This is a genomic window from Nocardia sp. NPDC004604, assembly GCF_040609795.1.
In the GTDB taxonomy this organism is placed as follows: domain Bacteria; phylum Actinomycetota; class Actinomycetes; order Mycobacteriales; family Mycobacteriaceae; genus Nocardia.
The window spans coordinates 1-13191 of the sequence record NZ_JBEXLC010000117.1; the positions used below are offsets into that span (position 1 = coordinate 1).

At 66.9% G+C, this 13191-nt stretch carries 6 protein-coding genes; 4 read left to right on the top strand and 2 right to left on the bottom strand.

Features of this window, described 5'->3' with window-relative positions:
• The coding region (eccE, locus tag ABZW16_RS32190) for a type VII secretion protein EccE (protein WP_354959858.1) at positions 1 to 1706 on the bottom strand (1706 nt) is incomplete at its 3' end.
• A 151-nt stretch (positions 1707 to 1857) separates the two neighbouring features.
• Here eccE and eccB point away from each other — a divergent pair.
• On the top strand, positions 1858 to 3273 hold the full coding sequence (gene eccB, locus ABZW16_RS32195; protein WP_354959859.1) for a type VII secretion protein EccB: 1416 nt from the start codon (positions 1858 to 1860) through the stop codon (positions 3271 to 3273).
• Between the two features lie 301 nt (positions 3274 to 3574).
• On the opposite strand, the gene eccA is transcribed toward eccB, so the two are convergent.
• Positions 3575 to 5410, bottom strand: a complete 1836-nt coding sequence (gene eccA / locus ABZW16_RS32200; protein ID WP_354959860.1) for a type VII secretion AAA-ATPase EccA — start codon at positions 5408 to 5410, stop codon at positions 3575 to 3577.
• 123 nt (positions 5411 to 5533) lie between these two features.
• Between eccA and eccD the strand changes: the two genes are divergently transcribed.
• The 3 genes from eccD to eccCa all read left to right on the top strand — a co-directional run bounded on the left by eccD (position 5534) and on the right by eccCa (position 12854).
• Entirely contained in the window at positions 5534 to 7033 is a 1500-nt protein-coding gene (gene eccD, locus ABZW16_RS32205) for a type VII secretion integral membrane protein EccD (protein WP_354959861.1), read from the top strand.
• Positions 7030 to 8415, top strand: coding sequence for a type VII secretion-associated serine protease mycosin (gene mycP / locus ABZW16_RS32210; RefSeq protein WP_354959862.1), 1386 nt, complete (start codon positions 7030 to 7032; stop codon positions 8413 to 8415). Before eccD ends, mycP begins: the two co-directional genes overlap by 4 nt.
• A 407-nt stretch (positions 8416 to 8822) precedes the next feature.
• Positions 8823 to 12854, top strand: a complete 4032-nt coding sequence (gene eccCa / locus ABZW16_RS32215; protein ID WP_354959863.1) for a type VII secretion protein EccCa — start codon at positions 8823 to 8825, stop codon at positions 12852 to 12854.
• Positions 12855 to 13191 lie beyond the last annotated feature (337 nt).

The following is a 13191-nucleotide window of genomic DNA, read 5'->3' on the forward strand; positions in this document are numbered from 1 at the left end:
GTGAAGGCCGAGGTGAGGTAGCGCATTTCGTCGGCGATGGAGATCATGCGGACGGTGGTGGAACCGGTGGTGGTTCGGATGGTGACGATGTTGGCCGCCTCGGATTGGGTGAGAGTCACCTCGGCGTCGGGGTAGCGGGGTGCGGTGCCGGTGGGGTGCACGTGGACCGTGGTGGCCTGGGAGGCGTGCGCGGTCGGCGGAACACCGTCGTAGACGATGGCATTCGGCGCGATCTGGGCCGAGCCCACCGCGCCTGCGAGGCTGAGCGCGGCGGGCTCGGCGACTCCGGACACCAAGGAATGCCATGCATCAGGACGCGAGGTGTACACCAGCACGCGTGCGCCGGCCGCCAAGGCGCGCAGGAGCACCTGCTGGGCCAGCGGCGCGCCGATGATCTCCACACGACGCAGGCCCGGACCGACTACCGGGATCGCGACACCGCGGCCGAGATCGTCGGCGCCGATGAGTTGGCCGACTCCGCTCGACGGAACCGCCAGCGCGGCAAGGGATTGCGCCGGGCCGAAGCAGACACTGGTGGGCGGGCCGAACTTCTGAGTGGTCAATGGCAGCGTGGCGACGAGCGCGCGGTACTGGTTGCCTGCCAGCGGGCGCAGTCCGGGCACCGGCGGGCGCTCTAGCGGCTGCCTGGTGTTGAACCGGACGAGCGCGGTGAGGGCGAAGTCGCCTTCGCGGCCGCCCGCGAGCGGCGCCGGGCGCAGTCGAAGCATGAGCGTGGTGGATACGCTCGCCACGGTCCAGACCTCGGCGAGGGCGGCGCTGTCGAGACGGGCCGAGTCGAGTTCGTAGGTGGTCAAATGGATTCCGTCTTGCTCGGCGCCGCGCCAATGCTCGACCAACGATTCGCCGCGCACGCCATCGGCGAGATTGCGTACGGCACGGTCGATTTCGTGTGCGGTGAGCACCGTGACCTCGAGCCCCCGCGCGGCGAGCCGGTTGGCGACTCGACGGGTGGCGATGGCGGCGGTGCGGGTCATACCCGCCTCGCCGCCGCCGCGGCCTGCGATGGCCTCGGCGTTGGTCAACGGGTTCAGCCGGAGAGTGAGCCACACAGTGAGCCATGACGGTGACGGCAACGGCCCCAGCACCTGACTGTAGAGCCGGGCGATCGGGCCGCCCTCATCCGTCGCGCGGCCGCCCACACAGTTGACGTCTATCGCGTCGAGGCCGATGTCGAACTGCGTGAGGCAGCGCGCGATCTCGTCGAGTGGCACGGCATTCTCGGTCGTGAGCACGCCGGGGCCGAGCAGGTTCACGCCGCGGGCGGGGCCGTCGATGCGCAGCATCGTGAGCAGGCAGTCGCCGTCCCACCGGATTCCGTACTGACCGCCGTCCAGATCGGGTTGGGCGATATCGAACGGGGGGTGATAGCGAGTGGTTCTGAGATGGCGGCGGTTCCACTGATACCGCGTACGCGCGCCGATGTGGGCGGGAATGCCGCTGCCCCGGACCGGCACCACGCCGACCAGGAACACCGTTGCGCCGACGGCCGCGACGACCAGCGGGTTGCTGTCGACGACGGTCGCAGCCAATGACGAAGCGAACGCGACTACGACCGCCGCGAGCACGACCGGCAGCGGCCATCGGCGGAACAGCCAGAATTCGGGTGAGCGCAGGGCGCTCGCGGGGCGCTGCTCCTGGTCTGTCGAAGCCGTGTTCGGCCAAGGAGTCGGTTGGGTGGCCACCATTGGGGACTCTTTCCGTACCGGGAAATGTGGCACTACGGTACCGTGTCGAAAGCTTTGCAGTAACCACCGAATACGGTTCGCCGCGTCGAGAGTTGAATCACCCCAAGATAACTCGTCGCATCGAGAATCAAAATTGCCGAGGAGCGTTGTCGTGGCTTCGCAGTTGACAACTCGAGCGCAAGTCAACGGATATCGTTTTCTGATCAGGAGGCTCGAACACGCGTTGATCCGGCGGGACGTGCGGATGCTGCACGATCCCATGCGCGTGCAATGGCGTTCACTTGTGGTGGGTTTGGTGTTGGGACTGCTCGGGGTCGCGGGGGCCGCGATCCTCAGCTTTCTGCGTCCGCAAGGTGCCGTGGACAATAATGCCGTCATCGTCGGCAAGGACAGCGGTGCGCTCTACGTGATGCTGAACGGGACGCTGCATCCGGCGTTGAACCTGGCCTCGGCCCGATTGATCGCAGGCGCCGATGCGGCACCGACGTCGGTCAAGGAATCCGAGCTCATGGGCTACCCGCGTGGCCCGATGCTGGGAATTCCGGGCGCGCCCGCGACGTTGCCGGGTGCGGCGGAGTCCGATTCGGACTGGACCGCGTGCGATACGACGACACCGGTCTCGGGCGCGTCGACGCTGGTGTTCGCGGGGCGGCCGCGACAAGATCGGTCGGTGCACCCACTGGGCCGCGATGAGGCGGTCCTCGTATCCGTGCACGGCACAACCTATCTGCTGTACGACGGCAAGCACGCCCAGGTCGACCTCACCGACGACGTGATCGCCCGGTCATTGAAGCTCGTGGGCGCGCAACCGCGCGCGGTGGGCGCGGGATTGCTCGACGCTACCGTCCCGGTGCCCGCGATTGCCGTACCCACGGTGCCGATGGCAGGTCAGCCAGGGCCGGTGATGGGCGCCAAAGTCGGCTCGGTGATCAAGGTCAATGGCATCAATTCCAGCGAGCTGTACGTGGCGGTGACAACCGGTGTGCAACCGATTTCCCCGTTCGCGGCCGAGGTGCTCCGCAATGCCAACTCGGTCGGGGACAGCGACGTCATCCAGGTGACACCGGACGCGCTCAGCGGCGTTCCAGTGGTGAACACGCTGGCACTGAACGACTTTCCGGTGCAGCGGCCGAAAGTGCTTTCGGCCGACGACTTCCCGGTGGTGTGCAGCTCATGGTCGAAGCCCGGCGACGACCGTGACGCGACGATCGGCCTGACCGCGGCCAAGACCTGGCCGCTGCCCGCCTCCGCGACACCCGTGCCGATGGCCAGCGGCGGTGTCGGTCCAGACCGAATCGACGCCGCCTACGTTCGCCCCTCGTCGGGCGAGTTCGTGCAGATCACCGGCATCGTGCCGGGCAGCGTCCGGCGCGACGGTCTGTTCTACATCGCCGACACCGGAATCCGTTATGGCATACCAGATCTGGGCACCGCGAGGATGCTCGGCATGCCTGCCGAGCCCAAGCTCGCCCCGTGGGAGATCGTCGGCCTGCTCATTCCCGGCCCCGAACTCACTCGCCCGACCGCCCTCGTCGCCCACGACACCCTCCCCGACCCCCGCAAGTAAGCCGGAGGGGCCGGTATCACGACACTAATTATTGCGAGTCGATCGGAAACCGAACACCGATAGTTCGTAGTTCCAGGATTCTTGGTCTGTGAGCGGTTGGCCGATGAGCCCCGCGAGCAAGGGAACGTTGATCGATTCCTAGCTAGTGCCGCGCCCAGATAACTCCTGTCGTATCCACCCCTGGGCCGGGGTCTGTCGAACGTAGTCGAATGGTGGTCGCGCAGGCCGAATTCGACCGCCTGATGACTACGCTCGGTGAGCAGCCGAAGTGGGTAGCGCAGCAATCTATCTGGACGGGGCACTAGCCACCGAGGGAGGCGAGGACGGAATCGAGAGCGTTGCGCATGTCGGTGGCTTCGATGCGCATGAGGGCGGTTTCGTCGAGGTCGGATAGATCGAGTTCGGCACCGCCATCGGTGAGTCGGAATTCGCGTTCTTCTTCGGCGGTTTCGATGACGTTGCGGATGAATCGGCCATTGCCCGCGAGATCGATCGCGCGTCGGGGTGTACCGGTGGCGTCGGGGCGTTGTCGTTCGTAGAGGTCTCGGCAGGCGTGTTCGAGAAGGGTGAGTGCGTCGGGGGAGAGCATGGAGTCGCGTTTGCGGGCGACGACCTGGCCGATCTGCGCGAGTTCGGTGGGTGTGTAGGACTCGAACTTCACCCGTTTGGCGAATCGGGAGGCGAGGCCGTCGTTGGCGGCCAGGAGCCGGTCGATTTCGCCGTCGTAGCCTGCGATGATGACGACGAGGCGGTCGCGGTCGTTTTCCATACGGGCCAGCAGGGTGTCGATGGCTTCGCGGCCGAAGGCGTCGCCGCCGGAGAGCCCGGTTTGGATCAGGGTGTAGGCCTCGTCGATGAACAGGACGCCATCCATGGCGGTGTCGATGAGTGCGGAGGTTTTGATGGCGGTGCCGCCGAGGTTTTGGCTGACGAAGTCGACTCGTTTGGCCTCGATGACGCGATCGGTGTGGAGCAGGCCGAGTCCTCGGTAGATCTTGGCGACGACGCGGGCGACGGTGGTCTTGCCGGTGCCGGGCGGTCCGGTGAAGGCAAGGTGCTGGCCGCGGGGGATGCTGGCCAGTCCCTTCGCGGCGCGGAGCTTGGCGATCATGGCGGTGGATTGGATTTTGGCGACTTGGGTTTTCACCGCGGTCAGGCCGATCTGCTCGTCGAGTTCGGCGCGCGCATCCAGCAGTGCCCGCTTGGCGATGTCATCCTGCTCCTTGCGTTGCGCCTCGGCTTCGGCCTTGGCCAGGTCGGGCGCGGAGTCGGGGTCCCATCGGTCGGTGCGGCTGTCGATCTGCTCACGAGAGGTCAAGGTGATGCGGAACTTCGGGTCGCGCATCGCGGCCGCATTCGCTTCGAAATCGGGGGCCTCGGAGTAGACCTGCTCGAAAATCTGCCGTGCCTGTTCTTCATGGCCCTGTTCGCGAAGACAGAGGCCGCGGCAGTACATCGCCGCGGTGCGAGCCGCGGGGATCGGGCCTGCTTCGGCCTTCTCCAGGCGGCGGGTGGCCTCGCCGAACAGCCCCAGCTGCGCGCACGCCGAGCCGACCATGATGCTGGCGCCCGCAGCCAGATAGGCGTCGTCCCAGTCAGCAGAGCCCGCGAACACCGTCATCACGTCGTTCCACCGCTGGGTGGTGAAATGCAGGTGTGCTCGCACATAGGCGCTGATCCGGTCGTCGAGTCCGGTGTCCGGCGTGGACGGCTGTGTGCGGCGGTGCGCTGCCAACTCGTCGAGTACCCGCTCGGCTTCGTCGTATTGGCGTTCGCCGATGAGCTGTGTCGCCTGGGCCAGCCAGACCTCGGTGTAGCTGGACAACGGGTAGTCGATATAAGGCCCCACGACGAAGCGACCCGCCAGTTGTCGCGGCCGCAGGCCCAGCCGACGCTGTTCGCGTCCCAGCGTCGATCCGCTGGTCCGATGGAGATTGAACAATATCTCGCGCGTGATTTCGCCCGCGGCGGTGCGGCCGAGCCACGCGTCGGCCATGCTGGGATCCCACTCTGTCGCGCGTTGGAAGGCCTTCTTCGCGTATTCGAGGTCGGGCGTGCTCTGCTGCCCGTTGACGGCCAGCCCCAAGGACAACACACCGGCATCGAAGACTTGCTGTGCTTGCCGGACACCGGACATGTGTGACGCTCCCATGAATGTGCTTGCCTGACCTCCCTGTGCCGGCAATATTTGACAGCTTAACCATCGGTGCGCCGATACACTTCCCATGACCAAAATGTATGAGTATCACGGGATTTGACAATGACCGAAGCTTTGACGTCCGATCCGGTCGCCGCCGCGCCGGATTTGTGCCGCGTTTCCGTGGTGGGGGGCAATACGCAAATAGACGTGGGACTGCCCGCGACCGTGCCGGTGGCCGAGTTCATGGCCGACGTGGTCGACATGGTCGAATCGCGCGACCACGACCCCACCGAATCCGAAGATGCGCCCGTCCTCGCCAGGCATTGGACGCTGGCGCGGTTGGGCCACGATCCGATTTCGCCGGACGCCACCCTGACCGACGCCGGGGTGTTCGATGGCGAGTTGCTGGTCTTGCGCGCGGTCGGTACGAGCGATGCGCCAGCCTTGTTCGATGACGTCATCGACGCGGTGGCGCGCCTGACCGAGAGCACCTTCCGTGGATGGAACGCGGCGTCGGCTGCGGTGATGGGCCAGGCCGCGGCCGTGCTGGCCGCTGTGGGCGCACTCGTGCTGCTCGTGGTGGCCAAGCAACGCGGCAGCGGTGTCGTCGCGGGGTCTGTCGCAGAAGCGGTTGGCGTGGCGGCCTTGGTCGCGGCGCTCATCATGGCGCGAAAGTATGCGGCGGGCACCTCGGAGCGAGGCAATGGCATATTCGCGAGCGCATCTGTCGTGCTGTCGTTGTGCGCGCTGGCGCTGGTGGGACCTGGTGCGGCACTGTTTGTTCCGGACGCGCTCGGTCCGCCGCACACTGTGGTGGCGGTGTCCGTGACGTTGGTTGTCGCGGTAGCCGCCTATCGGCTGACGGGCGTCGGTGCAACGGTGTTCGCCGCGGTCATCACACTGTCGATATTCGGCGTCGGCTTTGGTTTGGTGACCATGCTGTGGCACAACCCGCTCGCGAAGGTGGGCGCGGGATTACTGGTGGCAGCACTCGCGGCGGTGTCGGCGGCCGCGCGGGTCGCGATGGCCGCCGCGCGGCTGCCGGTACCGCCCGTCCCGACAGCCGGCGGCGCGATTGATCCGGCCGATCACGAGCCGCGTCCGACGATCGAGGGCATCGGCGCGATCGGCGCGACCGCGTTGCCGTCGGCAGTGGGGCTGGCCGAGCGGGCCAGGGTCGCCAACGAGTATCAGTCCGGCTTTGTCATCGGCGCGACAATCGCCGCGGTCGCCGGTGCGGTCCTGGCTGCCGACCCGGCCGGTGAACCTCGTTGGCAGGGTGTCACTCTGGCGCTGGTCGCCGGAGTGCTCCTGTGCCTGCGAGGGCGGGCGTTCGCGGACCGAACACAAGCGTGCGCGCTGATCTCGGGTGGTTGTCTCACGCTGCTCGCGGTGCTGCTCGGCCTCGGATTCGGCAGTGGCGCGGGCTCGATCACGGCCGCTGGCGTATTGCTGGGTGCGGGTGCGATCGCCATGGTGGTCGGTATCGGCGGGCCGTTGTTCGAGATCTCGCCGGTCGCCCGGCGAGCCGGGGAGATCGTCGAGTACCTGATGATCGTGGCCATCGTGCCTCTGGTGTTCTGGATCATGGACTTCTACGCGGCGGCCCGCGGGTTATGAAGCCCCAGCGCTGGGTGGGCGCGGTGCTGGCGATCGTGGTGGCGGTCTTCGGAGTTCCGGTGGCGGGGGCGGTGCCGCCGCCGGTGGTCGATCCGGGCGCGGCGCCCCTGCCGGGGCTGCCCGCGCATCCACCGGAGGAGGCCGTGCAGCGCTCGCAATGCGCGAAACCGGTGTTGACCGGCGGGCTGCCGAAGACGGCACCGCGGGCGCAGCGGATTCTGGACCTGCCCTCGGCGTGGAAGTTCAGCACCGGTGTGGGGCAGACGGTGGCGGTAATCGACACCGGCGTCAACCAGCATCCGCGGCTGCCGGGCTTGATTCCCGGCGGGGACTATGTCTCCGGTACCGACGGGACCCTCGACTGCGACGGGCACGGCACACTCGTCGCAGGACTGATCGCCGCGCAGCCGAGTCCGGACGACGCGTTCTCGGGCGTCGCGCCGGACGCGGCGATCCTGTCGATTCGGCAGCTGAGCCTGGAGTACGAGGCGAAGGACTACAACAACCGGCCGGGTCCAGTGGCCATGTCATCCGGTGGATTCGGCAATGTCTTCACCTTGGCTCTCGCTGTCGAGCGAGCGGTGGATCTACATGCCTCGGTCATCAATATCTCCGAAGTCGCCTGTGCGGCCGCCGGAACGGACCTCGGCGACGGCGTGCTCGGGGCAGCGGTGGAGTACGCCTACGAGCACGATGTGGTCGTTGTGGCCGCCGCGGGCAATGTGCAACAGGACGGCGCCTGCAAGGCGCAGAACGACGGCACCGGTTGGGACGCGGTGCGAACGGTAGCCAGCCCAGCGTGGTTCAGCCCCTACGTCATGTCGGTCGCCTCCACCGATGACAACGGTGAGCCGTCGTCGTTCTCGCTCGATGGCCCATGGGTGAGCGTGGCCGCGCCCGGCACGAATCTGTATTCGCTCGACAGCACTCCAGGTGGTACCGGACTTGTCAACGGCATCCCCGCCGCCGACGGGGCCGCCAACGGCATCAACGGCACGAGCTTCGCCAGTGCCTATGTCGCAGGCGTGGTGGCGCTGGTGCGGTCGCGGTTCCCGAATCTGACCGCCGCACAGGTAATGGAGCGGGTCGTGCGCACCGCCCATGCGCCCGGCCCTGGACGCGATGACCGGCTCGGGTACGGCATTGTCGACCCGGTCGCGGCGCTGACCGCCCAGATCCCCGACTCGTCTGCGGCCGACGGCGCGAGTCGCGCCAGAGCGGTCGCACCTCCGCAGGTCGCGCGTCCGGTCGACCCCCTCCCGCGCCGGATCGCCCTGATCGTGGCGATCGCGTGCGCGGTGGCCCTCGCCGCTGGGTCGGCGCTGGCGGTCGCGTTCCGCGGTCGCCGCCATCGCCGACTCACTGAAGGCGTGGACTATTAGCTCGAGTATGCAGCGTCGGGGGTCGTGCGCTGCGCGTTGATCTTGAACGGAGCCCGTGGTTGATGATTCCTCTTGCTACAGAAGGAAACTCGACCAAGGGCTTCGGTGAATGGTGTGCATGACATCGGCACAAGGCACGACCTCCGAAGCCTAAAACTCGAGCCAGGTGCAGTCTGAGCGTCAGGCCCGGGGCGGCAGCGAAGCGTAACCATGAGGGCCAAGAGAAAGCTGCAATTCAACACGTCGTCCCGATCGCCGCACTCGTGGCGACAACGCACGCGATATTCGAACGAACTCGCGGCTATCTCGGATTTCTCAGGGTTGGGGAGATACGTCGACCTCGGAGGAGGGGCAGGCAACGATAGGGCCTGCGGGTAGGGCGGCGCTCGAGGTGAGGTGGAACGGGCTTGGCGACAGAGGGATTCGTGCGGCTGCCGAGGATCGCGCCACCACGCTCGCCCGGTGGGGAACTGGTGCTGAACGCGCCGCCTGAACTGTCGCGCACGCTGCCCGGCGGCCTACTGGGCAAGCTGATGCCGGTCGTGATGGTGGTCGCAATGGTCGGCATGGTGGCGATGATGGTCACCACCGGCGGGCGGTCGCTGCTGAGCAACCCGTATTCGTTGATGTTCCCGATGATGATGCTGATGTCGATGGTCGGCATGTTCGCGGGTGGCGGACGCGGCGGCGGAAAGAAGGCCGCGGAGCTCAACGAGGAACGCAAGGACTACTTCCGCTACCTCGAGCAGTTGCGCCATGACGTCCGCGCGACCGCCGCGACGCAGCGTGAGGCTCTGGAGTGGAGTCATCCGGCACCCGACGATCTGCTGTCGCTGGTGGGCACGCGGCGGATGTGGGAACGCAGGCCGACCGACCCGGATTTCGGGCACGCCCGCATCGGCGTCGGAAGTCATCGCATCGCAACGAAATTGGCCCGCCCGGAAACTGGCCCCTTGGAAGACCTGGAGCCCGTCTCGACCGTCGCGCTGCGCCGCTTCGTGCGCACCCATTCGGTGGTGCACGGGCTGCCGACGGCCATCTCCTTGCGCGCATTCCCGGCGGTGAACCTCGAAGGCGAACGCTCGGGGACACGGGCGGCGGCCCGCACGATGATCATGGCGCTGTGCGCATTCCACGGCCCCGACAATCTTCTGATAGCGCTAGTGTGTGCCGATCCTGACGGCAAGGCCTGGTCGTGGGCCAAATGGCTTCCGCAAGCACAGCACCCGGCTGCCCGCGACGGCATGGGCAGCGCCCGAATGCTGTACGCGTCACTGTCGGAGCTCGAGGCGGCGCTGGCAGACGAACTGCTCGAGCGCGGCCGGTTCATGCGCAATGCCCCGCCGACGCCGGGACGCACCCACCTGATCGTGGTGATCGACGACGGCTATGTCGACGGCTCTGAGCGGACGGTGGCCGAGGCGGGCCTGGACTCGGTGACGGTGCTGGACCTCACCGCACCACCAGCGGGCCTGGCCGCGCGGCGCGGTCTGCAATTGGTGGTGTCCGATGGCACGGTGTCGGCGAAATCGGCGGGTGGGGTGGAGAAATTCGCGACCGTCGACAACGTCACACATGCTGAGGCGGTGGCTTTCGCACGGCATCTCGCCAGATATCGCATCGCTACCGTCGCGCAGATCGTCAACTTGGGCGACGAGACGCGCGCGGATCCGGGTTTGATGAGCCTGCTGAAGATTCCCGATGCGGCGCAGATCGATCCGGACGTGGTGTGGCGCCCGCGCAGTGGGCGGGAGCGATTGCGCGTTCCGATCGGCGTGACACCCGATGGCACGCCGGTCGAAATCGATATCAAGGAAGCCGCCGAGAACGGCATGGGTCCGCATGGGCTGTGCATCGGCGCGACCGGGTCTGGCAAGTCGGAATTCCTGCGCACTCTGGTGCTTTCACTGGTCACGACCCATTCGCCGGATCTGCTCAACCTGGTGCTGGTCGACTTCAAGGGCGGTGCCACATTCCTCGGCTTGGACCCGCTGCCGCATGTCGCGGCGGTGATCACCAACCTCGAGCAAGAGCTGTCGATGGTGGACCGAATGCGCGACGCGTTGGCGGGCGAACTCAATCGCAGGCAGGAGTTGCTCCGCTCGGCGGGAAATTTCGCCAATGTCACCGAGTACGAGCGCGCTCGCGCGGGTGGAGCGGCGCTCGATCCGCTGCCCGCGCTGTTCATCATCGTCGACGAGTTCTCCGAGCTGTTGTCCCAGAAGCCTGATTTCGCGGAGCTGTTCGTGATGATCGGCCGTCTGGGCAGGTCACTGCGGGTACACCTGCTGCTGGCGTCGCAGCGGCTGGAGGAGAACAAGCTGCGTGGTCTCGACTCCCATCTGTCGTACCGGATCGGCCTGCGAACCTTCTCGGCCACCGAGTCGCGCCAAGTGCTCGGTATCTCCGACGCGTACCACTTGCCGAGCGTGCCCGGTTCGGCCTTCCTCAAGAGCGACGCGGCCGACCCGTTGCGGTTCAATACCACCTATGTCTCGGGACCGTATGCCTCGCCGCGTGGTTCGCGCCAGGCCGGTGGCAAGGCGATCGGCGGGCAGTCGGCGCTGCGATTCAGTGCCCGGCCGGTAGCGGCCGTCGAGAATGCTGTGCCCGCCGCTCCGGTGCGGGTGGAGTTGCCGGATCTGGACGCCTTGGTCGGCCCGGCGCCGGTCGGCCCGGAGCGAACCCTGCTGCAGGTGGTCGTGGAACGGCTCACCGGACACGGCAGGTCTGCACACGAGGTGTGGCTTCCGCCGCTGGATGTCTCGCCGAGTGTGGACATGATGCTGCCGAACCGGGACCCAATGGCGGAGTCGAATCGGCACGGGCGCTTGTGGATGCCGGTCGGCATCGTCGACAAGCCCTACGAGCAGAAACGCGACGTGCTCACCATCGATCTTTCGGGTGGCCTCGGCAACGTCGCCGTGGTCGGCGGGCCGCAGTCGGGCAAGTCGACCGCACTGCGGACGATCATCATGGCGGCCGCCGTGACGCACACGCCGGAGCAGGTGCAGTTCTACTGTCTCGACTTCGGCGGTGGGACTCTGGCCGCGCTGAACGGCCTCGCTCATGTCGGTTCGGCAGCGGGCAGGCTCGAGGGTGACCGCGTCCGGCGCACCATCGCGGAGCTGATGACGCTGATGCGTCGCCGTGAGGAGCGGTTCTTGGCGCTCGGCATCGAGAACATGGTGGAATTCCGCAAGCGCAAGGCCGAACTCGCGCAGCTGCCCGCCGTGGAGCGGGCCGCGCATCCGCTGTCAGAGGACCAGTTCGGTGACGTGTTCCTGGTGGTGGACGGCTGGGCCGCGTTCCGCGAGGAATTCGAGCCACTCGAGTCGAGTGTGAACGCCATTGCCGGGCAGGGCCTTTCCTACGGCATCCATCTGATGCTGGCCGCGTCGCGGTGGCTGGAGATCCGTCCAGTGGTCAAGGACCAGCTCGGCACCCGGCTGGAGCTGCGCCTCGGCGACCCTGGCGACTCCGAGATGAACCGGCGGGCGGCGGTGCATGTCCCGGTGGGGCGGCCCGGCCGCGGCATCACGCCGCAAGGCCTGCATATGCTGATGGCGTTGCCGCGGTTGGATTCCGACACCGACGCGAGCACGTTGTCCGATGGCGTGGCTGCCGCGAAGGAGGCGCTGGCCGCGACCTATCCCGAGAGGCGCGCGCCCGAGGTGCGGATGCTGCCCGCCCGGATTCCCCGTGGAGACATCATCGCCGCCGCGGCCGCGGCGGGTCTGGATCTAGGTCCCACACGAGTGGCGATCGGTTTGGGAGAGTCCGAACTACAGCCGGTGGTATTGGATTTCGATGCCCAGCCGCACCTGATGGTGTTCGCCGATGTGGAATCGGGCAAGACCACGCTGCTGCGCACCATCGTCATCGGTGTGGTCGAGCGAAGCACGCCCGAGCAGGCGCGGGTCGTGCTCATCGACTACCGGCGCACCATGCTGGGCATCGTCGAGGGCGAGCACCTGGCCGGGTACTCGACCTCCGCGCAGACCTCTCTCGGGATGCTGAAGGAAGTCGCCGGGTACTTGGCCAATCGCATTCCGGGAGCCGACATCACACCGCAGCAACTGCGCGAGCGCAGCTGGTGGACCGGCCCGGAAGTCTATGTCGTCGTCGACGACTACGACATGGTCGCGTCCAACAACCCGCTGCTGCCGCTGCTGGATCTGCTTCCACAGGCCCGCGACATCGGCCTACATGTGATCGTCGCACGGCGGGCGGGCGGCGCGGGCCGAGCGTTGTACGACCCGGTGTTGGGGCCGCTGAAGGATTTGTCGGTGGACGCCCTGCTCATGAGCGCCCCGAAAGATGAGGGCGTCTTGCTGGGTGGGGTCAAGTCGACAAAGCTGCCGCCCGGCCGGGGCACATTGGTGTCGCGAAGCCGGGACAACGAAATGATCCAGGTGAGCTATCTTCCGCCGTTGTGACGCTCCAGGCGAAGTCCGTCCAACTCTGCCGGTTCGACATCGGCGGTGGCGAGCGCCCCCCACACAGCGGCCTCGGCCATGCTGCCCTGACGAGCGGCGGTATGGCCGCGCCCGTACCGATGATTGCAACCGTCATGACCGGCGCGCCGGTGTCGTCGATGCAGTCATCTTCGTCGCCTCCTGGCCGTCTCGGATCGACCTCGAGTCTGCCCAGGAAACCGGTGTCGAATGATCCGTGGTCTCACGGAGATACGGATTGTGATGCGAGACTTCTCGATGGTCGGTTGTGTAAAACGCTTCGTCGAGCCGGAGGTTCGGGTGGTTGGAGGCAGGGCAG